Raw genomic sequence first — 24,709 nt, 5'->3', positions numbered from 1 at the left:
CGGGCGCTTTCATTCGATCATGCCGCGAAGGCCGGATTGCGCCTCGCGCCCATTCTCAACACGAAATAGATCGCCCCGCCGATGGCGACGCCGAAGAACCAGCCGTAGGTTCCCCACCAGTCCGGCAGGATGGTGGTGAAGGTCGGCAGGATCGATGAGAAGAGCACGCCCACCGCAAATGCGATGAAGGCATTGCCATGCCATCCGTTCTGGAACCGGAACTCGCCATTCTCATGATAGAGCGCTTCGACGTTCAGCTGGCTTCTCCGGATGAGATAGTAATCCACCATCATGATGCCGAAGATCGGCCCCATCGTCGATCCGATGAAATTGACGAAATGCGCCGCACCCGTCTCCCAGGGAGCAAACGGGTAAAGCACGAGAGCGATCAGGGCGGCGATATATCCGCCGCGTTTGAAGTTGATCTGGCGCGGGAATACATTGGCGAAGTCGAAGGCCGGCGACACGAAGTTCGCCACGACGTTGATGCCGAGCGTTGCGATCGCGAATGTCAGCGCGGCCAGCAGCGCCAGGAACCAGCTGTCGAATTTCGCCGATATTTGTTCCGGATGCAGCAGCACCTCTCCGTAGACCGTAAAGGCGGCGGTGGTCGTAACACCTGCGACCAGGCAGAACGCCAGAAGGTTGATCGGAAGCCCCCAGAGGTTGCCTTTCCTGAGAGCCTTTTCATTCGTTGCGTAGCGCGAGAAATCGCAGAAATTCAGGTAGAGAGCCGCGAAATAGGTGATCCATGTGGCGGCCACGGCGGCAAGCGCTGCAATCGAACCAGGCTCACCCGGCACGCCTGCATCCTTGGTCTTTTCGATCAGCACGTCGCGCGGGATTTCGGACCCGAAGGAGAAGGTGCCTGATTTGGCGACCAGATAGACTGCGAGCACCAGCATCATGATCCAGACGGCCGGACCGGCCCAATCCTGGAACTTGCGAACCGTTTCCATCCCACGCTGAATGATCAGTAGCTGCAGCGCCCAGACGATGACGTAGCAGATGACCTCGAGGGTCGAGTGGCCGAGGAAGTGGCTGTTCTGGTGAAAGGCGAGCAGGTTGTCGTTGCGGATCAGCAACGCGACGATGGCGCCGGATGCGGCGGCGGTCTGCGCCCCGTACCAGAAGCAGGCGACCACCGCCCGGACCAGTGCCGGAACATTCGCCCCAAACGTGCCGAAGGAGGCGCGCGCCAGGACCGGAAAGGGTACGCCGGTGCGCACGCCGGCATTGCCGACCAGGCTCATCAGAACGAAGATGACCAGAGATCCGATGCCGATGGCGATGACGAAATTGACGAAGCTGCCGCACAGCAGGAACAGGCTCGCCGCCAGATAGTAACCCCACAGGCTGTGGACGTCTGATGTCCAGACGTTAAAGATGCTGAATGCACCCCATTTACGCTCCTCGGCGGGTGCAAGATCCTCGTTGTATAACGAGGGAGACGGATTTCGTACGCTCATGAATGCCCTCCCCTATCCTTGAGGCCAAATCGACCACAGGCGGAAGTCTGCTCTTCATTTGTGCAGCTGACAATTTAATAGTCACATTGTACACATCTCTTGACGATGCCTCAGGATTAGCCATGTGCGCCTGCCTGAGACAGCAGTTCTCATCATTGCGAGCCGACAACACGTCCGGCCAGCCGAAAGGGACTTGCGACTGCTGCGCCGGCGGCATCGAAGACATAGGCGCCAACGTCGCCGGCGCTCGACCGTCTCCCGCTTTCGAAGGAGGCAAGCTGCGCGCCGAACTTGGCAAGCGATGCGTAGCGGTCGTGCCCCAGCCCGTCGGACGCCTGGATCGACGTAATGTCGATGACCCGAAGCCTTTCCTTCAAGGCAGCCTCCCTGATGACGGGATCGTCGATATCGAGACGTCCGACACGCGCCCGCTCTCCCGCTATGAAGCTCGAGGCCACCAGCGCCCGGTCGTCCTTCGAAACGAGAAGAGATATCGGGATCGGCATCCGCCCGATATCCTTCAGCTGGGACCGGAAAACATCGATGTCAATATCAGGGGCGGCCAGGATCACCGCCAGTTTATCGATGACGTCGTCACGATGCTGCAGTTTGAGCTGGCGCACGGTCTCCATGACCAGGAATCCTCCCATGCTATGTCCGAAAAGGATGATGCGTTTCACCTTTCCTGAAGCCGAGAGCGAGGTGACAAGCGAGTCGAGGTCGCTGCGCGAGGACAGCGCCGCATCGCGGTCGGCGACATAGCCTGCGACGGCGGCGGCCGATGGCCAGGAAAACAGAATCGGAGAGCCCGGAATATTGGCGTCCGCGGCGATCTGGGCGGTGCGAAACAACGCCTCTTGATAACTATAATTGTAGCCATGGACGAAGATGCCGACGGTGCCATCGGACTGCGTGGAGCGGAGCGCCTCCTCTACGAATGCGTCCTTTGGAAGCTGCTTGCGCTGGATGACGGCAAATTGGCGTTCGGGATCTGGCCTCGAGGTCGGATATGTGATCGCGGTGTCCTTCCGGTTGGGAGGGACCGAAAACGCATATTGCTCGTAGGTGAGATTGTCAGCCCATGCGCTCCCGAACCCGCCGCGCGCGGTATCGGGGTTCCTGTTTGTCGCAGCGAGCACGTTTACGCGGCTCGAGGCGGCTTCATCGGATTGAAGCGATGCATTGAGATGAACCGGCAGATGGACCGGGTTCAACACATCAGGCGACGGTCGTGTAGCGCAACCGGCAAGCATCGCCAGGCCGATCGCGACCAGCATCATCTTGGCCCCCAACGGAAACTCATTCAACCGCTGGCCCGTCATCGAGTTCTCTCCTTGGAAGCCAGGACCTGCAGCGGCCGCCGCGACGGCCGCATGCGATGGACGTCGATCACGCCTCTGCCACGACATCGGCCTGGACGACGCCTTCATCCCGCCGGATCCTGAACCACGCGACGTAGAGCGCAGGCAGGAACAGCAGGGTGAGCGCCGTTCCGACGACGATGCCGCCCATCATGGCGTAGGCCATCGGGCCCCAGAAGATCTCGCGCGAGATCGGGATCAGCGCCAGCGTGGCCGCCGCGGCCGTCAGCATGATCGGCCGCATGCGGTGTTCGGTGGCCTCGATGACGGCCTGCCAGGGCGCCATTCCCTCACTGCGCAGATGCTCGATCTGGACGACCAGAATGACGGAGTTGCGGATCAGGATGCCGATGAGCGCCAGCACGCCGAGGATCGCGACGAAGCCCATAGGAGCATTGCTCAGCAAGAGCGCCGCGACCACGCCGATCAGCGCCGTCGGCGCGACGGCGAACACCAGGAAGAGGCGGCTGAAGCTTTGCAGCTGGATCATCAGGATCGTCGCCATCGCAAACAGCATCAGCGGAGCAACCGCTGCGATCGGCCCCTGAGCCTCGGCGCTGGATTCGACCGCGCCGCCCACTTCCACCTTGTATCCCACCGGAAGGTTTTTCTGGAACTCTTCCACCTTGGGCTTCAGCTGGTCGACGATCGTGGCCGGTTGCGTCGGACCGACGACGGCTGCCTTGACCGTTATGGTGGGTTGCCTGTCGCGACGCCAGATCGTCGGCTGCTCGAGCTCGTAGCGGAAATTCGCCACGGCGGAGAGAGGCACGACCTTGCCGTTGGAGGTGGAGAGCTGCAGATTCTCAAGCGTCTGGATGGAGTCGCGCTCGGATGCCCTGGCGCGGCCGATGACGTTGACCAGGTAGATGTCGTCTCGAACCTGGGTGGCTGTCGAGCCTTCGACGATGCCGTTGAGGGCGGTGGCGATGTCTTCGGAGGATACGCCGAGCTGGCGCGCCTTGTCCTGCAGGACATCGACCTTCACCACGCGGGACGGCTCGTTCCAGTCCAGGACCAGGTTTGCCAGAAGCGGGTGTGATCCCATGACGCCGGCAAACTGCTGCGAGAGATCGCGGACCTTTTGAATATCGGGGCCGGTGACCCGGTACTGGACCGGCTTGCCCACCGGCGGACCGATGTCGAGAAGCTTGACGAAGGCGTCGGTGCCGGGGAAGGTTTTCGTCAGATAGTCCTGCAGTTCCGCCCGCACCTTGTCGCGCACGTCCAGCCCTTTCGTGACGATGATCGTCTGTCCGAACGACACGTCGGGCGTCTGCACGTCAAAGGACAAGATGAAGCGTGGCGCACCCTGGCCGACATAGGTCGTCCAATGATCGATATCCTTGTTGTCGGCCAGCATCTCCTTTTCGAACGTGGCCATCTGCTTGTTGGTTTCGGCAATCGAGCTGTTGTGGGGGAGGTTCCAGTCGATGACGAGCTCGGTTCTGTCCGAGTTCGGGAAGAACTGCTGCTGCACCAGCCCCATGCCGCCAATGGAAAGCCCGAAGACGCCGACCGTGAGGATGATGGTGACCCAGCGCCAGCGCATCGCCAGCCCCAGAAGCCAGGAGAAGACCGAGGCAAAGCGGCCCTTCTTCTCGTGATGCGATTTCATCGTCTTCGGCAGGATCGTGACGCCGAGAAGCGGCGTGAACAGCACCGCCACGACCCAGGAAACGATCAGCGAAACTGCGATGACCACGAAAAGCGTGAAGGTGAATTCACCGGCAGCACTGTTGTTGAGACCAACCGGAATGAAGCCGGCAACGGTGACGAGCGTTCCCGTCAGCATCGGGAAGGCGGTCGATGTATAAACGTGGGTGGCGGCCTTCCTCAGATCGTCGCCCGCCTCCAGACGGGCCACCATCATCTCAACGGCGATCATGGCGTCGTCGACAAGCAACCCGAGCGCGATGATGAGCGCGCCGAGCGAGATGCGCTGAAGCGAAATGCCGGAATATTCCATCACCACGAAGGTGATCGCCAGGACGAGCGGAATGGAGATCGCCACCACCATGCCGGCGCGAAGACCAAGGCTGATGAAGCTGATGATCAGGACGATGACGATCGCTTCGAACAGCGCGCGGGTAAATCCGGACACAGCTTCGTCGACCACGGCCGGCTGATCGGAAACGCGGTGGACGTCCACGCCGATCGGAAGATCAGCGACGACACGTTTCATCTGTGCGTCGAGCCCCTCGCCGAACTCCAGAAGATTGGCGCCCTGCTTCATGCCGATGGCAAGCCCGATCGCCGGCTGGCCGTCGAAGCGGAATAGCGCCGAGGGCGGATCCACGTAGCCGCGTTTGATCGTGGCGACGTCGCTCAGCGGAAAGAAGCGGTCGTTTATTCGGAGATTGATCGATCTCAGGCTGTCCTCGGAGGTGAATTGTCCGCTGACCCGCAATGCGATGCGCTCCGGCCCGGCGTCAACGAAGCCGGACTGCGTGACGGCATTCTGAGCCTGCAGGGTCTGGATGACCGACTGCTGGTCGATCCCGAGCGCTGCGATCTGGCGTGTGGAGAATTCGAGATAGATCGCCTCGTCCTGAGCGCCGACCACATCGACCTTGCCCACGTTGGGCACTGTCAGAACCTTGGAACGGGCATCTTCCACCAGATCGCGAAGCTGGCGCTGGGTAAGCCCATCGCTGGTGAAGGCGTAGATGTTTCCGAAGACGTCGCCGAAGCGATCGTTGAAGAAAGGACCGACGACCCCGGTGGGGAAATCGCCCTTGATATCGGCGATCATGTTGCGGATGCGCAGCCAGGTCGGCGCGACATCCTTTGCCTTGGTCGTCGGCAGCAGCTCGACGAAGACGGTCGTCTGGCCGGCAACAGTCTCGCTCTTCGTGTAGTCGAGCGATTCCAGTTCCTGGAGCTTTTTCTCGATCCTGTCGGTCACCTGCCGCGTCACCTCATCGGCGGAGGCGCCGGGCCACTGCGCGGTGATCACCATCGTCTTGATCGTGAAGTTCGGATCTTCCTCGCGGCCGAGTTTCACGTAGGAGAAGGCGCCTGCGAGAATGAAGACGATCATGAAGTACCAGACGAGCGAACGGTGTTCGAGCGCCCAGTCGGAAAGATTGAAGGACTTCACTGGCTGATCTCCTGGTCGATCCTGATGGCCTGGCCATCTTCAAGTTTATGCACGCCTGCCACGACTACCCTTTCTCCGGGGGCGAGCCCTTCGGTGACGCGAACGGTGCCGCCGTCTTCGACGTCGCCGTCGATCTTCACGCGGCGGAGCGATACCTTCCTGGCGGGCGCATCGACGATCCAGACGCTCGGGCCGTCGCTGCCGGCAAGGATTGCCGAGGAAGGCAGCACGATCTCAGGATCTGCAGCGATGGTTGCAGAAGCAGTGACGACCGAGCCGAGTCTGAAGGCTTCAGGCGGATCAGCGAGCACGATCTTGGTTCTGCTCGTGCGGGTGGCGGTCTCCGCCTCCGGGGCAATCTCTCGCACGACTCCCGACGTGCGGATCGTCGGGGCGAGCTGCAGCGTCACTTCGAAGGGCGCGCCGATTTTCAGTTTCTGGGCGGCGGCCTGGGGCACGTCGACCACAGCGTCACGCTTGTCCGGCCGGGCGATGGTCACGACCGTTTGGCCGGCCGACACCACCTGGCCGACCTCGGCCGAGGTCGCCGTCACAACGCCATCGAATTCCGCCCGAAGCTGCGCATAGCCGAGCTGCTCCCTGGCCTTGTCGAGATTGGCCTGCGCCTTGGCGACGGCGGCTGCGGCGGTTCGCCTTGCCTGCTCGGCCTCCTCGAGCGAGGCTTCGGTGCCGGAGCGCGACTCCAGCAGCGCGCGCTGGCGCTGCTCCGTCGTCACCGCGTTTCTGAGCTGGGCGTCGCTATTTTCCACGTCCGACTGCGCGTTGCGCACGGCAAGCTCCAGCGCCAGCGGATCGATCGCGGCAACGACATCATCCTTCTTGACGAGATCTCCGACATTGACGTTGCGGGCGATCATCCGTCCGAGAATCCGGAAGCCGAGTTCGGTCTCGATCGTCGGCTCGATCGTACCGGTCAGGCCTAGGCTCGTAGCGGCCGTCTGCTTGACTGTCATCGACAGCACGGGACGGGGCGCTTCGTCCTTGCTTTCCTCCTGCGGTGCGCAAGAGGAGATCAGGGCCGTGCCCACCATCAGTGCGACTATGTTGAAACGAATACTCACTTGGAAGCTTCCTTGACATAAGACACGATTTCACCCGCCCTGAGGAACTTGGTCCCGTCGGTCACCACGACATCTCCTTCCGACACGCCCGACTTCACGATGAAGCTGCCGGTCTCGTAGCCGGCGACATCCACTGCCCTTGCCGAAACCGCAGAGGATGCGGGATCGACGATCCAGACGGCAGGCTTGCCGCCCTTGGACGTCATGGCCGACCAGGGAAGCTGGATGACGTCCTGCGAGACGTAATTGAACCTTCCGACGACGGGAGCGCCGAGAGGGATCGGAGCGTCGCTCGATATCGCGACCTTGACCTTGATGGTTCCGGTGGAGGAATCGATCGTCGGCGAAATCTCGCGAACCTTCGCCGCGATCTTCTGCGTTGGGTTCGACAGAAGGGTCACGGTCCCGTCGGCGTCGATCGGGCGCAGGAACGCGCTTTCGACCACCTCAAAGACGGCATCCCGGTCGCCGTCATGGGCAAGGGTGAAGACGACCTGGGCGGCCTGCGCCACCTGCCCGACCTCGGCGTTGCGCGCGGTGATCACCCCGTCGGCATCCGCCTTCAGCTCCGTATAAGACAGGGTATCCTGGGCGGTTTCGAAAAGCGCCTGCGCCGACTTCGTCGATGCCTGCGCGGTCAGAAGTGCCTCCTGCGCCTGGTCGAGTGCCGCACGCGTCGTCACCTGCGTTCGAAACAGGCTCTGCTGGCGGTCGTATGCGAGCTGCGCCTGGGTCTGTTGCGCCTCAGCCGACTGAAGATTGGCTGCCGCCACATCCAGGTCAGCCTTCTGCTCTTCCGGATCGATGCGCGCGAGGAGTTGCCCCGCCTTCACGGACTGCCCGACCTCCACCAGCCGCTCGATGATCTTGCCGCTGACGCGGAAGGACAGATCGGTCTGGACACGAGCGCGGACATCTCCGGTGATTGCGCCACCTTGGACCAACGGCTCAGGCTTGGCGACGACAACGCCGACCTGCCGTGGGGTTGGCTCAGTCGGTCCGCGCTCATCGCTGCATGATCCGAGACCGATGGCGCATACGATCGCTGTGGCGACCAGAATGGTTCTCATAGTTGACCTCTTGCTCTCAACGGCAGCTCCTATATAATTGACTGACGCATTAGTCAATGAAACTTTGTGCCGCAGGAACGCGGGCGTGCGCAATACGGGAGGCGAGGCAAATGGCAGCTCAGAATCAGAAGAAGATCACGCGCGCGGAACAGAAAGCGCTGCGGCCCATCCAGATCCTGGATGCCGCCTTCGAGGAGTTCGTGAGAAGCGGTTTCACCGGCACGCGCGTCGAAGACATCGCCGACAGGGTCGGCGTCACCAAGGGTACGGTGTACGTCTACTTCGAGACAAAGGAGAAGCTTTTCGAAGCCATGATCAACCACTTCTCCGTGCCGTTTCAGGAGTTGCTGGGGATCACCGCAAGCCTCAGCGGCAGCGCCACCGACCGGCTGCTTTCCATTCTCGGCCTGCTGTACGACCAAATCGCCGAGGATCGCACGACTCGCGAGCTGACGCGCCTCGTCATTGCCGAAGGACACCGGTTCCCCGACCTGATCGACCGCCACCACGATCAGTTCATTGAGCCGATCATCGCCAAGGTCGACGCTCTCATTCTGGAGGGTGTGGCGTCAGGGGAGTTTCGCGAAATTCCGGTGGAATTCTCCGAAATCGTGGTCGCGCCCATCCTGACGACAACAGTTCTGCGGCTGATATTCGACGACCGCCGCGTGCTCACTCCCAATAAGGAGGCCTTCCTGCGGGCCTATTTCGACCTGTTGCTCAACGGCCTGCTTGCCAAGAACTGATCGCCGAATGACGAAAAATACCGCGCAAGGCACGTAGCTTTTCTCAAGTTTTTATGTAAAAACATCGAGTTAGCCATGCCTTCGAAGGTATGACCTCAATTCGTGACGGAAAAAGTGGAACGCAAAGTCAATCTCAAGGATGTCGCGCGCGATGCTGACGTATCGCTGAGCACGGCCTCGCACGCACTCAACGGAACCGCACCGCTGACAATCGAGGTGCGCGAGAGGGTTCTGGATTCGGCAAAACGCCTGGGTTACCTCGACCGCCGGAGGAAGAAGGCAACGATCGCGACCTTACGCGTCCTGCTTCTCGCCATTCCCGACGATGCCGCGCCGGAGAGCGACCTCAACCTGGTGAGCTGGACGATCCTCAACGGCCTTCGCAGGGAGTGCGAGCGCCGCGGCATCAGGATCGTGCCCTTTGTCAGCACCGGCCGTCGCATCGACGGCGCCCAGGTCAGGCAGATCGCCCTCTCCGAGCGCGCCGACGGCATCGTGGTTCTGAACGATGATCAGCCGGAACTCATCCGTAGCCTCGCCTCCCCTGATATGCCCGTCGTCATCGTCAACGGCGAAGACCCGGCCATGCTGGTCGATACGGTCACCCCCGAAAACCGCTTCGGGGCAAGGCTCGGCATCGAGCACCTGCTCGCACTCGGGCATCGCCGCATCCTGCACCTGACTTGGAAGGGCCGCACAACGATCCAGCGCCGATATGACGGCTTTACCGACGCCTATTTCGCCGCCCAGCTTCCCGTACCCGACGACATGATCGTCGAGGCCGAGGGATATGAGCCCAGGCACGGCGAGGCTGCCATCAACACGCTGCTCGACCGCGATCCCACGATGAAAGGGGCGACCGCCGTCTTCTGCGCCGCCGACAACCTGGCGCTTGGCTGCCTGAAGGCATTGGCCGATCGCGACATACGCGTGCCCGAAGCGATCTCCGTCCTGGGCTTCGATGACATCGTCCCCGGCGAATTCAGCCGCCCACCGCTTTCGACAGTCAGCGTTCCCACCGACAGGCTCGGCGCTGCCGCCCTGGCGCTCATCGAACAGCGGCTGATCGCCAACGATCCGCAGCGGCCGGCCCATCGCCTGGAACTCGGATGCCATCTCGTCCTGCGCGGCAGCATCGCGCCGCCGCGCTAGATGTTTGGGTGCCGGGGATTGTGCTCAACTCCCCGGCATTTGCCTGAACAAATTTGGAGCGGTTCAGACGAATAGGTGTGAACTTCACTGCCCAGCAAGGGTGCATGTCACTCAACAATGGACGACCGCTTGAGAGCCATGCCCAAAACAAAGACCGAAGCGCGCCGCATGAAACAAGTTCAATGCGACGCGCTCCAGCCGGGAGGAAGAGGCGATATGGGTTCTTTCGGCGGTTGCGAAGAGATCTTTCTCCCCGCCTCGCCGTTCATTTCATGCCTGTTCCGGCGATGCCCGTGGTGATGTACTTCTGCAGGAACAGGAAGACGACGGTGACAGGCAGCAGGCTGAGGAACGTCATCGCCAGGATATAGTGCCACTGCACCGAGAACTCGCCCTGAAACGCGTTCAAACCGACCTGCAGCGTGAAATTCTCGCGGCTGTTGAGGACGATGAGCGGCCAGAGGAAATCGTTCCACCGCCAGAGCACCGAAAAGATCGCCAGCACCGCGAGAGCCGGTGCCGTCAGCGGCAGGATGATGCGCCAGAAGATGCAGAATTCGCTCGCCGCATCGACGCGCGCCGCCTCTATCAGCTCGTCGGGTATGGTCAGCATATATTGCCGCAGCAGGAAGACGGCGGTCGGAGAGGCGACTGTCGGCAGGATGACGCCCCAGAGATTGTCGGCAAGCCCGACCCCGACGATGACGAGATAGGCCGGCACCATGACGACGGCGAGCGGGATCATCAAAGTCGAAATGATGATGACGAAGACCGTCGTATCACCGGCAAATTTGTATTTCGACAGGGCGAAGGCCGCCATGGCGTTGACGATCAGCGTCAGGAGCGTTGCGACGAAGGTGACGAACACCGAATTCTTGAGGAAGGTCAGGAAGTTGAAGCGCGTCAGCGGATCGGTGTAATTTTGCGTGGCGACCGTCAGCTTCTGCACCGGCGTCATCCCCTTGACGTCGACGCTGACGGGTGGTCCCGGATTTGCAGGGTCGACCATCTGGGCTTTGAGGCCGATGCGGCGGACCATGGCCATTTCACGCTGCTGGCCGTCGACGGTAACCTGCCAGAGGCTGAGCGGTTTGTCGAAGCCGGGCACGGTCTGTTCGACGGCGGCCCGGGGAAGCAGCGTCGGCGGAAACCGGGTGATCTCGGCGGCCGGCTTCAGCGAGGAGAGGCCTGCCCAGAGGACCGGAAGCAACACCACGAAGGTTCCGCCGATCAGCCAGACCCATGACAATATGTCGGTTATATCGATGCGTCCGGCCCGGCGTGTGCGCGTGAAAAAGCTGATCGGGTTCATCTCAGGACTCCATTCGCTTGCCGATGCGCAGCTGTATGAGGGTGAGAACCAGAAGCACCAGCCCCATGAGAACCGATGCCGCGGATGCAAGGCCAAAGAGGCGAAGATCGCTGCCGAACGCCATCTGGTAGATATATTGGACGATGAAGCTGTTGGCCGTGCCAGGCCCCCCGCCATTGGTCAAAACCCAGGCTTCGTCGAAGATCTGGACGGATTTGATCATCAACAGAATGAACACGACCAGCAGGTTCGGCGCCAGCAGGGGAAGCGTGATCCTAAAAAGCGTGCGGCGTGGCGAGGCGGCATCGATGGAAGCAGCCTCGTAGAGCTCCTTCGGAATGGCCTGGAGGCCGGCGAGGAGGATGAGGGTATAAAAGCCCATGTGAAACCAGACCGATACCACGACGACAAAGAAGCGCGACCAGCCGACGTCGAGCAGGAAGATTTCAGGGGGAACGCCGATCATCTGGAAGAAGGCGTTCAGCAGCCCGTTGCGATCGAGGAACCATTTCCAGATGAGGCCGATGACGACGGGAGACAGCAAGACGGGATAGAAGAACATCGCCCTGAAAAAACCACGCGCGACGATCGCCCGATTGAGGATCAGCGCCGTGATCAGCGCCACCAGCAATGTGGCGACAACATTGCACGCCACGAACCAGAGCGTGTTCCACACGGCCGTCCAGAACAGCGATTCCTGGCAGGTTCCCGGCTGCAGATAATTGCCGCAGGAAAGCAGCGTGCGGAAATTGTCCAAGCCGACGAAGGGGCGCTCCGACACGAAAAGATTGGTGCCGCCGGTGAAGGCGTAACCAATCGCGATCGCGATCGGAAGGAACGTGAAGATGGCGAACAGAACGAGGTTCGGCGCCAGGAACAGCCATGGCATGCGCTTGCGGCCGAAGATGCGCTCGATCGCATTCATCGGGGCTTCGACCACCCTCATCGCCGCTTCGCCTGCCTGGGACAGCAATGCACCTGCCTTGAGCGCCGCCATGTTCAGCGCCTCCCCTGTCCGGGCCGCCGGGCAAAAGCCAGGCCGCTTTCGGGATCGAACAGATGAACCCGCCCCGGGGCGGCGTCGATCAGGATATGATCCCCAGGCGCCGGCGCGAAATGCCCGGCCTCATGAATGATGATCTGCTCGTCCTGTCCTGCAAGGTTGCCGTAGACATAGGTCTCGGTGCCGAGGCCCTCGTGATACTGGACGATGAACGGCAGGCCTTGCTCGCTGGAGCGTGAAAAATGCGCGGGCCGGATGCCGGCGAGAACGGCCTGGCCGACCGCAATACCGGCAGGATCGACGTCGCTGACGATCTTGCCGCCATTGCCGACATCGATGGCGACGCCGCTTTCGTCGATGCCTGATACCTTGCCCTTGATGATGTTCATGCGCGGCGAGCCAAGGAAACCTGCGACGAAGAGATTGCGCGGGCTATCGAACAGATCAAGCGGTGCTCCGACCTGCTCGACCCGCCCGGCGCGCAGCACGACGATCTTGTCGGCCATCGTCATCGCCTCGACCTGGTCATGCGTGACATAGATCATCGTCGTCTTGATGTCGCGGTGGAGCTTGGTGATCTCGGCCCGGGTCTGGACGCGCAGCGCCGCGTCGAGATTGGACAGCGGCTCGTCGAAGAGGAAAATATCCGGTTCGCGCACGATGGCCCGGCCGATCGCCACGCGCTGGCGCTGGCCGCCCGAAAGCTGCTTCGGGCGTCGGTCCAGATAGGGTTCGATCGCCAGCATCCTGGCAGCTTCGGCAATCCGCGCCTCGATCTCGGCGCGTTTGAACTTCAGGTTCTCCAGGCCGAAAGCGAGATTCTTGCGAACGCTCATATGCGGATAGAGCGCGTAGGACTGGAAGACCATTGCAATCTTGCGCTCGGCCGGTGAGAGCGCGCTGACGTCGCGCGCCCCGATCGCGATTGCGCCCGACGTCACCTCTTCGAGGCCGGCGATGACGCGCAGCAAGGTCGACTTGCCGCATCCCGACGGACCGACGAAGACGACGAACTCGCCGTCCTTGATATCGAGTTCGACATCATGCAGGACTTTGACCGAACCGTACGACTTGTTGACGTTGGAAAGTTTCAGTTCTGCCATGCCCCACTCCCATCAGGTGCCGCCGTTTCGAAGACGGCGTCGTTTTTGTTCCAGCCTTGCGGCAGCGGTGTCGGCCTTGTGATCCGCACCTCGTTCATCAAGACCCCGGTGACCCCCGCCACGTAGACGGCCGGCATTCCTCCCGGATAGTGCTCAAGACCGATCACCCGGCCGTCCGACCCGCGGGTCCAGGCATTGGCGCGGCCGCCGCCATCGGCTTTCGGGGAAAGGTCCGCGTTTGTCGGACGCAGGTCGTAGGACCGCGCGGTGCCGAGCTGCCCTGGCTGCTGGTCCAAGGCGATGCGTGCCAGCGATGCGTTGCCGATGCCGGCCGACGAGGTCGAAATGACTGTGATCGCCCCCTCCATCCGCCCGGTTATGTCCTCGACGACGAGATTTTCGATGGCGCCCGCCGTGCGTTCCGTGACACGGTCGACAACATTGACGGTCAGCGCCTCCCCCGAGCCCCAGAAACCATCGGGGGTCTCGCGGCACTCTACCGCAATTCTCGAAAACCTGACGTTGGATATCCGGCCGCCGTCGCGCGAAAAGACGCCGAGCGCCCTGTTGGAGGATGAGACGCTGCAATCCTCGAACACGACGTTGGTGACGTCGCCATGCGTTTCGGTGCCGATCTTCAGCGCGCAGCTGAGGCTCTGGACGGAGCAGCGACGGACGAGAATGTTTTCACATCGCCCGATGGCGATACGATCAGGACCGATGCTCGTCTTCAGGCATATGCCGTCGTCGGCCGTCGATATCCGGCAGTCCTCGATGACGGCGCCGCGGCAGGCATCCAGAACGATGCCGTCGGTATTGGGAAGGCGGCGGTCATTGTCGATGGTCACGTTCCTGACGGCGACATCGGTGCAGTTGACGAAGTGCAACGTCCACATCGGCGAGCGGCTGATATGGATGGAGCTGATCTCGACCTCGTCGCAGCCTTCGAACACTACAACGCGGGGCCGAAATTCGGCCGGGATGAAGGTTCCGACGGTCTCGTCGTCCCCCACAATGAAGCTATCGCAACCGGCTTCGATGCGACCCGCCCCGGTCAGGCTGATCCGCCGCGCATCCTTGGCGACGATCATGCCGCGATCCGACTTTTCGGCAATCACCGAAACACTCGTATGCGTGTAGGCGGCATAATCCGGAACGGGACGGAGGATCGCGCCGGCGGCCAGATGAAGGTCGACGCCGGATTTGAGCTGGAGCCCGCGGCAGACATGGATACCGGCCGTGAGCTCCACGCGTCCGCCGCCCGAAGCCGACAAGCCGTCGATGGCCGCCTGCAGGCGGACCGTATCGTCGCCCTTCGCCGGCTCGATCGCGACAAGAGACACCGAGCTCATTGGCGCTCGCCGTTCTCGAGAAAGACTTCCGTCAGGAGCAGCATGGTCAGCGCCTGGCCATAAGGCGTCGGCACGTTGGGGATGCGCCTGTAGAAATCGAGGTCATGGCCCATCGGCGTGCCGTCCGACACGCCGTGGACGACGCCTTCTTCGTCGATCTGCGCCAACACCGCCGCAAGCGCGCGCTCCGCATAGGCCCTGTCGTCTTTGTCGAGAATGCCGGCATCGATGGCCCGCAATATGCCATAGGCAATGCCCGCCGTGGCCGAGGTTTCCAACGGCGAAGACGGATCGTCCAGAAGCGTGGTGAACATGCCATCCGGCCGCTGGTATGCTTTCAAGGAGCGCACTTGGCTGACGAGGACGTTCGACAGAAAACGCCGGTCCTTCTCGCCGAGCGTCGGAACGAGATCGAAGAGCTCGGGGATGGCGACCGTGATCCAGGCGTTGCCGCGCGCCCAGAACGCATTGGCGAAATTGTGCCGCCCGTTGAAGGTCCAGCCATGATACCAGAGCCCGCTGACCGGATCGGAAAGGTAACGGGTGTGGATCACGAACTGATAGACGGCCTCGTCGATCCATTCACTGCGTTCGCAGAGCACGCCGGCCCGGGCGAGAAACAGGCAGGCCATGAACAGCGTATCGTCCCACAATTCGCCGTCGTTGAGGCGCTCCTTGACGACGTGTTGAAAGCCGCCGTCCTCGGTCTTGGGCAGTTCCTTGACGAGCCATTCCGCCCAGTCCTCGACGAGAGCGCGAAAATCCGGACGGTCGACATGCTGGACGAGGATCGCTAGCGGCAGCATCGGCGCCGTGCTGTTGATCTGGCGCGGCGGCAGCCCGCGTTCGATCTGTCCGGCATACCAGGCGACCAGTTCCTGCAGCGCTTTCTGATCATTGGTGGAAATGGCGCGCCGCAGGAAGCCGTAGAGACCGACGCCGACTTCCCAGTCCCATTCGTCGAACTGGATTCCGGAGGCGGAATTTCCCGTCACGAGACCTTCCTTGATGCCCCTGAGCCGGCTGAAAGCCGTTGCCACGCGATCGATCGTCGTCAGGAGCGCGGCGTTATCGACAGATGTTGTGTTCATGCTGGAGACCTATGTTTCAAGAGTAGAAGGGTCCGTCAGTGCCGGCGCCGGAGGCAGCACTGTCGTGTGTGAGGATCGGGTGCGGCTGATCGTGGGTGAAGGGCCTCGCCTCGCCGCCGATCGAAAGACCGTCGGCATAGGACAGGCAGATCGCCGGGCCACCCGGCGGCGTCAGGGAGAGGCGCCGAAGCCCGGGATCGAAGGAAACCGTCGTCCGGCACAGGCGTTCGGTGAATGCCTTGAAAGCGTCGCCATCGCCGCATCCGACGATACCAGCCCAGCCGCAAAGCGGTCCGTGGGAGCGTGCCTCGCGGCCGGCGGTCGGGCCGTCGGTGATCAGCTCCAGCCCGTTCGACGCCCAGAGGGCGGAAAATCCCCTGCCCGATCGCGCGATGAGCCACTTGTCTTCGATGATGAGATCGTCCAGGCCGTCGCGGCCGATATAGGCGTGCGTCCATGCATGGCGTGCGTCGCTTGTGTCCTCGACCAGCAGAGCGACGTCGCGATGCTGGGCAACGCGCGGCAGGATGCCGTTGCCGGCCCAATAGGATGGCCTTTGATTGCCCCAGGGATCGTCCTCGCCGGGATGATTGACCCACAACCTTGCCATCGGGTGGCCGGCCAGCCGGATGTCGAGGACATGCTGCTGGTGCCCCTTCAGGCCGGTCTTGTGATCGACGACGGTCGAAAGCTGCGCCGCTTCGTTCTTGAACAGCACGAGTTTTCCGCTCTCGAGGCCCTGGCTATAGCGCGCCTCGACGCATCTTCCCGGCGCAAGCGCTGCAAGCTCGGCCAGATCGGCGGGCGGCTCGTAGCCGCCGGCGCAGAACATGGTCAATGCCGCAACGCCGTTGTTCAGCCAGCCGGTTCCAAAGGCGACCTGGGCGAAGGGCGCAAGCTCGGTCAGCGGGCCGGCACGCAGCTCCTTGTCGTAAGCGCGCCCCTGCGATCCGGCCGGAACACCTGCGAGCGTATGCAGGGCGATCATGCGGAAGATGAGATCGATCTGGGCGCGGGCGCGCGCTGACATCGCCATCTCGGCCCAGCGCTCCAGTGCCAGCAGGCCAATGAAGTCGATCGGGTAATAGGCCGCCGAGTTCCACTCCGCCAATCCATGGGCTTCGACGCTGTCGAACCAGCGCCCGAGCCGCTCGCCGGCGATTTCCGCCTGCTGCCGCCCCGTCCGGCCCGAGGCTGAAAACACCTCGTCGGGCAGAAGAAGTCCCGCCAGCAGCTGGCTCGTGTGAAAGCAGAGCACATGGTTCTCACTCCAGAACCACATCGCGTCGTTGCCCGGCTCGTCGACCCAGTAACGATAGGAGCGAACGGAATGCCGAATGCGAGCGACCACGGCATCGGGCATCCGGTCGGCATAGGCGCCGAGCAGCCACAAGAGCGGCACCATGATGAAATCCGAGCAATCCTCCCGCGCATCGATGGAGGCGAGCGTCGCGTCGATGATGCGGTCGAAGCTTTCCAGGTCGTGGTGACCGGTTTCCATCATCGCAATGAGGCGCCCGACGCGGTTTGCGCCGAAGCGGGCGCTGTATTCCAGCGCCTGCCGCTTGCGGGCGGCGAGCGATGCCTCTGATGGCAACGGTGAAATGCTGCTCATGAAGGCAGCATCGATGACGCGGGTGACCGAGCCCGTGCCGGAGCCGATCGTCATGTGGACGCCGTGATAACCGTCCGCAATGTTCCAGACATCGTCGGCCGTGAGGCTGCTCTGATGGGCGCGCAGCGTCAATCGGGAGTGCGCGAGAACGGGCCGTTCGTGACCATGGCCGATGACCTTGATCTCGACAGGCAAGTCGCGTTCGGGCGCGGTGCCGAATATGATCTCCAGCGGTTGACTGACGAAGACGTCGCGGGCCGGGCGGACGCCACGGGCAAGGGCCTCCAGCTCGCGGACCTCATTCTGATCCAGCGATACGGGCAACAATACGCAGAGCGGCTCCTCGTCCAGCATCTCGAGCTCGAAAAACCACGTCGTGTCGCGCTCGGCCAGGTCTTCGGTGTGAACGAGAATCTGGTTGTCGCCAGTTTCAAGGGACAGGCTTATGTCGGTCGCGCTCTCGACATTGCGCTTGAAGGGTTCGAAGCGCACCGCCTCCTGCCCGTTGACCCATATGCGAACGCCGCCGCAGGTCTTCAGTCTGAGATTGAGCGTTCGCGCAGTCTCCGTCCTGAACGTGCCCTTCAGCCATCGCCTGAGATGCGTCGGCACATGCCAGAAGCCGGTGAACTCGACGCGGCGGTTCGAGCCGGGAAGATTGAGGCTTTCGGTCGGCCAGGAGGTGTCGCGCGAGAGCGGCCGCCCCACCATGGTGGACCAGAAGGCCTTGCGGCAGGGCAGGTCGCCGACATCGACGAAACCGTTGATGAAACGATAGTTCACGCGGTCTTCGGCCGGCGCGGGCTCGCCGGGAAAATAGCTGGCGATGAGGCCGGAAACGGCCCATGCCGTGATCGTTTGCCCCGCAGCCACGCTGTATGCTGGCGCCATAGCGTCCGGCTGCTTGATACATTCCGTTTTCACAGACCGCCTCCTCCGCAATCCTATGAAAATATTTTCATTAGGTTTTTGTGCGCGCTATTTTTGCAAATTGCTCAAAAACATCGCTATTGCCGCAGAAAATAGCTTGACGGAACGAATGTCAAGTATATGAAATTGATTTATCGATGGCCGAGGCCGCGATTGATGAAAATGTTTTCATGGGAGGATGAAAATGAAAACCTATCTTTCAGGTGCCCTCGCAGTGGCGCTGGCTACCGCTTCTTTCGCATGGTCCGGCGCGGCCATGGCGGAAACCAAGACAATCACCTTTCTGTTCACCGACGACGACCAGGCTTACGTCGAGCGGATGGAAGCGCTCAGCAAGGAATTCGAGACGGCGCATCCAGACATCAAGGTCAATTTCGTCTCTTCGGGCTATGATGCGGTCGCCAAGCAGCTGCCGGTACAGCTTGCCGTCGGCGAAGGCCCTGACATCGCCAAGATCACTGACTGGCAGCTTGCCCCCTATTACCTCGACATGCGTCCCTACATGAAGGACCCGGATGGCTTCGCCAAGCTGCACGGCGACAGCCTGAACACACTTCGCTTCCCCGGCGTCAACGATCCGCAGTCGATCAACGGCTATATCGCGTCGCAGACCTTCAACCTGCCTTTCGTCAACAAGACGCTGTTCGAACAGGCCGGCGAACCGCTTCCGAAGCCCACCGCCACGCTGAAGGACATCGTCGAAGCTTCGGCGCGTGTTGCCAAGGCGACCGGTGCCCAGATCCCCTTCACGATGGATCGCTCGGGCCATCGCTTCTCCGGCGCGGCATTCTCCTACGGCTCGAACTACGTCAAGGACGGCAAGTTCTTCTTCCCCGACGATGCCGCCAAGCGCTATGTCACGGATCTCTACGGCTGGACGAAGGACGGCTCCTTCCCGAAGGAAATGTGGGGTGCTGCCGGCGGAACCCAGTACAAGAACATGGGTGACGAGTTCGTCAACGGCAACGTCGTGACCTATCTCGCCGGCAACTGGATGGTCAATCCGTTCCAGAAGAAGATCGGCGACGCCTTCGACTGGACGGCGATCAGCGCGCCGTGCGGCGATGCCGGCTGCTATGCGATGCCGGGTGGCACCGCGATCGTCGGCTTCAAGCGCACCAAGTCTCCGGAGGCCGTTGCCGCGTTCATCGAATTCCTTGGCTCTGAAAAGGTCCAGCGTGAAATCGCTGAAAACTACGTCATCCTGACGGGCGCCGACATCAAGGACCCGCAATACAAGCTCGAGAGCAAGAATGCCAAGGAGGCGATGGCCGTCTTCCTCGGAAGCCGCAATAGCGTGCCGCAGGCAGCCCGGGACCTGGAACGTCTCAAGGGATCCTCCGCCATCTATCAGCTCATCGTTCAGAGGATGAGCCAGCTGATCGTCGGCGAACTCTCCCTCGACGAGACCTTCAAGGCTATGAGTGCCGACGTCGACAAGGTCAACGAGGCGCTCGCCGCCAAGTAACCGGTCACGCGTTGTCCCGCACAATGCGCGCATGCAGCAGCCACGGCCTCGCAACAGGGCCGTGGCTTTTTCGTTTCGTGCATGGCGCCTCCGCTGGCGAAGGCGTCGTGACATCCGGTTCGGGAGAGGCTATAGGCGTTGTCAGCCTTCGCCGGCTCGCGGGCGCCATGGTCAACTCACACATGCCGGCAACCCGGTTACGTCCGGCGACCCAGCGACTGTCTACCTTATAGAGGTGCATTTCCATGCCGATGGGCTCCGAGCATCCGCTGCGAAGGGAACTTCACAACGAGCTCCACGCGCGGCCGTCGCTTTACTTCGATGGCGACACGGATGTGTGGCACGTCGCTATCGTCGGAGAAAATGCCCCTCCTCAGATACCGAATTCCCTGCCGGGACTGGAGGATGTCTCCACGACCCGCGAGGGCAACCACGGCATCGGCCGCATCGGCGACGGCCGGCTGAAGTGGGAGGCGCATACCGAGTTCCTCACCCTGACCTTCGTCGTTCCCGCGTCGGCCGAACCCGGCAGCAATCCGCCTGAAGCCTTTCAGGCCTGCTGCCGCCAGATCGACGGGAAGATCATCGCGGCCGTTCGGGTGCTGGTGCGGGACGAGAAGGACGGGCAGCGTCCGGAAAAACCGAGGCTCGACTATGTCGCCTCTCAGGTCGGCGGCGGCGATGCGGAAGTGCATTCGAACTTCCGGCTGACCGACAGCGGTTTCGTCGAATTTCTGTTCTTCAACCGCAACCTCAATGCCTATCGCACCGGCCGCATGGTCAGGCGTTTCCTGGAGATCGAGACATATCGGATGATGGCGCTGCTGGCATTGCCGATGGCGCGCGAGACGGTGTCGAAGCTCTCCATCTTCGACCGGCGCCTCGACCTGCTGATCGCGCATATGCAGAGTGCGATCAAGGTCGACAAGGCGCTGCTTTCCGAGGTGACCAGGCTCTCTTCGGACGTTCTCAACTTCTCGGCCCTCGCCCGCCACCGCTTCGGCGCGACGAAAGCCTATGCCGAGATCGTGGCGAGCAGAGTGTCGGAGCTTCGTGAGGAACGCGTCGAGCAGCGCCAGAGGCTCGGCACCTTTATCGATCGGCGGTTTCAACCAGCCGTTCGCTCGGTCGAAGCCGCTGAACGCCGCCTCGACGAACTGGCCGAACGCGTCAGCCTGGCTGGAGACCTCCTTAGAACCACCGTGCAGGTTCAGCTCGAAGATCAGAACGCGTCGCTGCTGACGTCGATGGAAGAACGGGCGCGCATCCAGGTTCATATCCAGCAGGCGGTCGAAGGCTTCTCCGTCATCGCCATCACCTATTACACCGTCGGCCTGGCGAAGATCTGCCTCGAAAGTATTTCCGAACTGGGTGTCGATCCGCACATGGCGAAGCTCGCCGTTCTCGGCGCCATCCCGCTCGTGCTCTTTGCCGTCTGGACGGCGGTTCGTCATGTTCGCAAGAGCATTGCCGGCCACTCCGCCGGTCCGGCATCCGGAAGCCACTGAAGCGACGCCAGACATTCGCTCACCGCCGCCCTTTCGAGGCGACGGCGTTTTCTTGCCTGTATCGGCAGAACGTCAGGATGCCATTGCGTAGTGGCGATGCTCCGACGCCCGGCCGCTGCCCGTCCTGAACCGCCGCAGCAGCTCGGCGAGGCTTTCGGTTTCATGTGTCAGGCTCTGGGCGGCCGCCGTGGTCTCTTCGACCATTGCGGCGTTCTGCTGCGTCACCTTGTCCATCTGGTCGCCGGCTGCCGAGACCTCGCGCAGGCTCGTCGCCTGCTCGCGGGCGGCAACGGCGATCTCGGCCACGGTCGCATTCATGGCGGTGACCTGCTCGACAATCTGTTCGAGCGAGAGGCCGGATTCACCCACCAGCTGGACGCCGGTCTTGACCTGCGCCGAGGAGGTGGAGATCAGCTGCTTGATCTCCCTTGCCGCGTTGGCGGAGCGCTGGGCGAGCTCGCGGACTTCCTGTGCGACGACGGCAAAGCCCTTGCCTGCCTCGCCGGCGCGCGCCGCTTCCACCCCGGCGTTCAGCGCCAGCAGGTTGGTCTGGAAGGCGATCTCGTCGATGACGCTGATGATGTTGCCGATCTTCGACGACGAATTTTGAATTTCCGTCATCGCGTCGATGGCGCGGGCAACGATCTCGCCGCCCTTTTCGGCATTGGTGCGGGCGGTTGCCACGACTCCCTGGGCGCGGCTCGCACCCTCCGCCGTTCCGTTGACGCCGCGGGTCACGTCACCCAGCGCCGCGACGGTCTCCTCCAGCGAGGCTGCCTGCTGCTCGGTGCGGCGGGCGAGATCGTTGGACGCCGTGGAGATTTCCGCAAGGCCGGACCGGATGGTGGCGACCGCGCGAATGACCGAGTCGACCGCCTCTTCGAGGCTCGCGACCGAATTGTTGAAATGATCCCGGATCCTGACATAGCGATGGTCGACTTCGCCGACGCGGACAGTGAGGTCACCCTTGGAAAGCGCGTCCAGCCCGACGGAAATCTGGCGGAAGGCATGCTCCATCACCTGCGCATCGCTGAGCCGCTCGGCCTCCTGGCGGAGCCGCTCTTCCTCGGCGGCCAGGCGGGCGCGTTCGGCATTGGCTTCCGCGATCAGCTTGGCGCGCCCCGTTTCCTGGAAAACCTTCAGCGAACGCGCCATGGCCCCCAGTTCGTGGCGGTGCTCAACGCCCGTTATCACGATCCCTTCCTCGCCGCGGGCAAGCTGCTCCATGGACTGCGCCATGTTACGGACCGCAGAGGAAATCAGGCGGCCGACGAAATAGGAAAGGACGAGACCGATCACGATCAGCAGCCCGCTGATGACCAGCGTCGTGCTGGTCGCAGAGGCAACCGTTGCGTCCACCGAACCGTCCAGCGTCTTCTGCGCGCCCGTGACGGTGGCCTGCAGGTCCTTGAAGCCGCCTGATATTTTCGGAGCGAGCACGCTGAGCTGCGTCTGGCGAATATTGCCGGAGGCCTGCAAGACGTCCTTCATGTCGCCGAGACGGGCGGTGTAGTTCTGCATGAGCTGGCCGGCGCCCATCAGGCGCTTCTTCTGCAGTTCGTTCTTCGCGGCCTTGGCGGCGGCTTCGTTGAGCGTGACCGCTTCGGCGAGTGCCGCCTGCGCGGTGTCATAGGCCGCAAAATCGTTGGAATGCACGAAGCGCTCGGAGAAATAGAGGCTGCGGTTCAAAGCCTCCAGCGTCGCCGCCGTCATCTGCAACAGGGCCACATCGTTCTGGCGCCAGGCGCTGCGCACGACGTCGTTGAGCGCGATGCTGGTCCAGGGGCCGAATTCGGTGACCTTGGAAATCAAGGCGTCACGCCTGGCCTGAAGGGAGACGATCTGTTCGAAAGCCTTGCCGTAGGCGGCAATGTCTTGGCGGATCGCCGCAAGGCCGGACTGCAGGTCCTTGTTGCCGGCAAAACGCGGGTCGTCGGCGTCGAACGCTTTCACACCGGCGCGGAAGCGGTCGACGACATCCTGCGTCGGCGTGGAGCGGAAGGCTTCCGCCGACATCTGAATCTCGTTCAGCTGGTCGCTGTAGTCCGAGATGGCGAGACTTTGACCAGCCGTGGCGCGATAGGACGCGAAGATCGAGGCGAGCCCGTTCATGCCCGAGATCGCGCTAACCGTGAGCAGGCTCATCAACAGGATCAGCGGCACGAAGCCGGAGGTGATCTGCGCGCGAATGCCGAATTTATTCCAGATATGCAACATCATAGTCCTCTTATGCTCACTGGCTCTTCGGCAGATAGGTGGCAATGTTCTCAGGTGTGACGAGTTCGAAGGGAACGTTGTTTTCGCGCGGCACCTTCTCTTTGCGGATCAGCTTGACGGCGGCATCGACAGCGGCAGCGCCCTGCCCGACGGCGCTCTGGAGAATGGTGACGTCGAGATCGCCGGCCACCATCGCGGCGAGCGCGTCGTCGGTCGCATCGACGCCGGCGACGACGACATCCTTCATCGGCATGCCGGCTTTCTTCATGGCCCGGATCGCGCCGAGCGCCATCTCGTCATTATTGGCGATGACCGCATCGAACTTGACGCCGGCCGACAACCATTCCTGCATCTGCTGGTCGGCATAATCGCGCGACCAATAGGCGGCCTGCCGCTCGACGATCTGAAGGCCCTTGCAATCCGGCGTGGCGATGACGTCGGAGATGTCCTGGGTGCGGGCGCGGGCCGCCGCGTGGAAGGGTTCGCCCATCAGCACGACGACGCGGCCTTTGCCTTTGAGGAGCGCGCAGACCTGCTTGGTCTCCAGCGTTCCGGACTCCTTCTCGTTGGAGGCGACCACCACCTGATTGTCCGGCAGGTCCAACAGGTTGGAAGGAACGTTGTTGATATAGATCAGCGGAATGCCGGCATCTGCCGCCATCTTGGTCATTTGCGGCCCGAGGTCGCCATCGGAGACCGCAAGGATGATCGCGTCGACCTTGTCGGCAATGAGCTTCTGCACCTGCTGCTTCTGGACTTCGTTGTCGCCCTTGGCATTCTCGGTGACGAGCTTGAGGCCGGATATCGTCTGCCCATGCGAGACGACGCCGTTGAGAAGCACCGTTCTGAATTTGTCGAGATCGGACATCGAAACCCCGATCGTCTGGGCATGGGCAGCAGAGATCGATATCGCCAAGGCGATGGATGCAAGCGTGGCCGTTTTCATGAATTCCCCTGCACAATTCGGATATGAAATGCGTTATTTCAAATTTTGGTTAAATTTTACTTTTCGGCCGGAAGCAAAAGTTAAGCGCGATGATATGTTTGCGACGGCACGAGCGCCTTCTTGGGCGGCAACCGAGCGGACTTGAAGGGCATCACAACAAACTTGATGCGATGCGCTTAAA

The 24,709-nt window shown here is 62.0% G+C and carries 17 protein-coding genes; 4 read left to right on the top strand and 13 right to left on the bottom strand.

Going from position 1 to position 24,709, the window contains the following annotated elements; genetic code table 11:
- Positions 1 to 17: 17 nt before the first annotated feature.
- The 5 genes from AC1D2N_RS18410 to AC1D2N_RS18390 form a co-directional block, all read right to left on the bottom strand.
- The gene (locus tag AC1D2N_RS18410) at positions 18 to 1,469 is read right to left on the bottom strand and encodes an NCS1 family nucleobase:cation symporter-1 (RefSeq protein WP_047620729.1); all 1,452 of its coding nucleotides are present in this window, start codon (positions 1,467 to 1,469) and stop codon (positions 18 to 20) included.
- 152 nt (positions 1,470 to 1,621) lie between these two features.
- Positions 1,622 to 2,791 carry an alpha/beta hydrolase gene (locus tag AC1D2N_RS18405; RefSeq protein ID WP_018245904.1) on the bottom strand — a complete coding sequence of 390 codons (1,170 nt, stop codon included), beginning with the start codon at positions 2,789 to 2,791 and terminating at the stop codon, positions 1,622 to 1,624.
- Between the two features lie 67 nt (positions 2,792 to 2,858).
- Positions 2,859 to 5,933, bottom strand: a complete 3,075-nt coding sequence (locus AC1D2N_RS18400; protein WP_130748205.1) for an efflux RND transporter permease subunit — start codon at positions 5,931 to 5,933, stop codon at positions 2,859 to 2,861.
- Positions 5,930 to 7,015 carry an efflux RND transporter periplasmic adaptor subunit gene (locus AC1D2N_RS18395; RefSeq protein ID WP_130748204.1) on the bottom strand — a complete coding sequence of 362 codons (1,086 nt, stop codon included), beginning with the start codon at positions 7,013 to 7,015 and terminating at the stop codon, positions 5,930 to 5,932. The genes AC1D2N_RS18400 and AC1D2N_RS18395 overlap by 4 nt, the downstream gene beginning before the upstream one ends.
- Positions 7,012 to 8,085, bottom strand: coding sequence for an efflux RND transporter periplasmic adaptor subunit (locus AC1D2N_RS18390; protein ID WP_130748203.1), 1,074 nt, complete (start codon positions 8,083 to 8,085; stop codon positions 7,012 to 7,014). Before AC1D2N_RS18390 ends, AC1D2N_RS18395 begins: the two co-directional genes overlap by 4 nt.
- Before the next feature lie 110 nt (positions 8,086 to 8,195).
- Here AC1D2N_RS18390 and AC1D2N_RS18385 point away from each other — a divergent pair, with 110 nt between their 5' ends.
- A complete protein-coding gene (locus AC1D2N_RS18385; protein ID WP_130729586.1) occupies positions 8,196 to 8,831 on the top strand; it encodes a TetR/AcrR family transcriptional regulator in 636 nt (211 codons plus the stop codon).
- Between the two features lie 102 nt (positions 8,832 to 8,933).
- Positions 8,934 to 9,983, top strand: coding sequence for a LacI family DNA-binding transcriptional regulator (locus AC1D2N_RS18380; protein ID WP_245484580.1), 1,050 nt, complete (start codon positions 8,934 to 8,936; stop codon positions 9,981 to 9,983).
- Positions 9,984 to 10,248: 265 nt separating this feature from the next.
- Here the strand turns inward: AC1D2N_RS18380 and AC1D2N_RS18375 are convergent, their stop codons facing one another.
- Genes AC1D2N_RS18375 through AC1D2N_RS18350 form a run of 6 tightly spaced genes read right to left on the bottom strand, consistent with a single transcriptional unit; the run spans position 10,249 to position 18,383 of the window.
- Positions 10,249 to 11,295, bottom strand: a complete 1,047-nt coding sequence (locus AC1D2N_RS18375; protein ID WP_003562795.1) for a carbohydrate ABC transporter permease — start codon at positions 11,293 to 11,295, stop codon at positions 10,249 to 10,251.
- 1 nt (position 11,296) lies between these two features.
- The gene (locus AC1D2N_RS18370) at positions 11,297 to 12,292 is read right to left on the bottom strand and encodes a carbohydrate ABC transporter permease (protein WP_112907214.1); all 996 of its coding nucleotides are present in this window, start codon (positions 12,290 to 12,292) and stop codon (positions 11,297 to 11,299) included.
- 2 nt (positions 12,293 to 12,294) lie between these two features.
- Positions 12,295 to 13,401, bottom strand: a complete 1,107-nt coding sequence (locus AC1D2N_RS18365; RefSeq protein WP_130729584.1) for an ABC transporter ATP-binding protein — start codon at positions 13,399 to 13,401, stop codon at positions 12,295 to 12,297.
- Positions 13,389 to 14,753 (bottom strand): polygalacturonase PglB, encoded by a 1,365-nt coding sequence (gene pglB, locus AC1D2N_RS18360; protein WP_130729583.1) that lies wholly within the window; start codon positions 14,751 to 14,753, stop codon positions 13,389 to 13,391. Before pglB ends, AC1D2N_RS18365 begins: the two co-directional genes overlap by 13 nt.
- Positions 14,750 to 15,844, bottom strand: a complete 1,095-nt coding sequence (gene bglB, locus AC1D2N_RS18355) for a beta-galactosidase BglB (RefSeq protein ID WP_017991433.1) — start codon at positions 15,842 to 15,844, stop codon at positions 14,750 to 14,752. The genes pglB and bglB overlap by 4 nt, the downstream gene beginning before the upstream one ends.
- A 16-nt stretch (positions 15,845 to 15,860) precedes the next feature.
- Entirely contained in the window at positions 15,861 to 18,383 is a 2,523-nt protein-coding gene (locus tag AC1D2N_RS18350) for a hypothetical protein (RefSeq protein ID WP_130729582.1), read from the bottom strand.
- Positions 18,384 to 18,573: 190 nt separating this feature from the next.
- Between AC1D2N_RS18350 and AC1D2N_RS18345 the strand changes: the two genes are divergently transcribed.
- Both AC1D2N_RS18345 and AC1D2N_RS18340 read left to right on the top strand, forming a co-directional pair.
- Positions 18,574 to 19,857: an ABC transporter substrate-binding protein gene (locus tag AC1D2N_RS18345; RefSeq protein WP_032994176.1), complete on the top strand. Its 1,284-nt coding sequence runs from the start codon at positions 18,574 to 18,576 to the stop codon at positions 19,855 to 19,857.
- Between the two features lie 245 nt (positions 19,858 to 20,102).
- Positions 20,103 to 21,365 (top strand): DUF3422 domain-containing protein, encoded by a 1,263-nt coding sequence (locus tag AC1D2N_RS18340; RefSeq protein ID WP_131705606.1) that lies wholly within the window; start codon positions 20,103 to 20,105, stop codon positions 21,363 to 21,365.
- 72 nt (positions 21,366 to 21,437) lie between these two features.
- Here the strand turns inward: AC1D2N_RS18340 and AC1D2N_RS18335 are convergent, their stop codons facing one another.
- On the bottom strand, positions 21,438 to 23,582 hold the full coding sequence (locus AC1D2N_RS18335; RefSeq protein ID WP_026230470.1) for a methyl-accepting chemotaxis protein: 2,145 nt from the start codon (positions 23,580 to 23,582) through the stop codon (positions 21,438 to 21,440).
- A 16-nt stretch (positions 23,583 to 23,598) separates the two neighbouring features.
- Positions 23,599 to 24,528 (bottom strand): substrate-binding domain-containing protein, encoded by a 930-nt coding sequence (locus tag AC1D2N_RS18330; protein WP_018245918.1) that lies wholly within the window; start codon positions 24,526 to 24,528, stop codon positions 23,599 to 23,601.
- Positions 24,529 to 24,709: the final 181 nt, after the last annotated feature.

The sequence above is a fragment of the Rhizobium sp. P1_B8 genome (assembly GCF_056406515.1).
Note: the sequence above shows the minus strand (reverse complement) of the source record. Positions and strands in the feature narration are given on the sequence as shown.

Excerpts from the sequence above, each read along its gene's own strand:
- AC1D2N_RS18390 (WP_130748203.1), bottom strand. The coding sequence starts at position 8,085 with ATGAGAACCATTCTGGTCGCCACAGCGATCGTATGCGCCATCGGTCTC.
- AC1D2N_RS18330 (WP_018245918.1), bottom strand. The coding sequence starts at position 24,528 with ATGAAAACGGCCACGCTTGCATCCATCGCCTTGGCGATATCGATCTCT.
- AC1D2N_RS18375 (WP_003562795.1), bottom strand. The coding sequence starts at position 11,295 with ATGAACCCGATCAGCTTTTTCACGCGCACACGCCGGGCCGGACGCATC.
- AC1D2N_RS18345 (WP_032994176.1), top strand. The coding sequence starts at position 18,574 with ATGAAAACCTATCTTTCAGGTGCCCTCGCAGTGGCGCTGGCTACCGCT.
- AC1D2N_RS18365 (WP_130729584.1), bottom strand. The coding sequence starts at position 13,401 with ATGGCAGAACTGAAACTTTCCAACGTCAACAAGTCGTACGGTTCGGTC.
- AC1D2N_RS18335 (WP_026230470.1), bottom strand. The coding sequence starts at position 23,582 with ATGTTGCATATCTGGAATAAATTCGGCATTCGCGCGCAGATCACCTCC.
- bglB (WP_017991433.1), bottom strand. The coding sequence starts at position 15,844 with ATGAACACAACATCTGTCGATAACGCCGCGCTCCTGACGACGATCGAT.
- AC1D2N_RS18405 (WP_018245904.1), bottom strand. The coding sequence starts at position 2,791 with ATGACGGGCCAGCGGTTGAATGAGTTTCCGTTGGGGGCCAAGATGATG.
- AC1D2N_RS18410 (WP_047620729.1), bottom strand. The coding sequence starts at position 1,469 with ATGAGCGTACGAAATCCGTCTCCCTCGTTATACAACGAGGATCTTGCA.
- AC1D2N_RS18385 (WP_130729586.1), top strand. The coding sequence starts at position 8,196 with ATGGCAGCTCAGAATCAGAAGAAGATCACGCGCGCGGAACAGAAAGCG.
- pglB (WP_130729583.1), bottom strand. The coding sequence starts at position 14,753 with ATGAGCTCGGTGTCTCTTGTCGCGATCGAGCCGGCGAAGGGCGACGAT.
- AC1D2N_RS18370 (WP_112907214.1), bottom strand. The coding sequence starts at position 12,292 with ATGGCGGCGCTCAAGGCAGGTGCATTGCTGTCCCAGGCAGGCGAAGCG.
- AC1D2N_RS18340 (WP_131705606.1), top strand. The coding sequence starts at position 20,103 with ATGCCGATGGGCTCCGAGCATCCGCTGCGAAGGGAACTTCACAACGAG.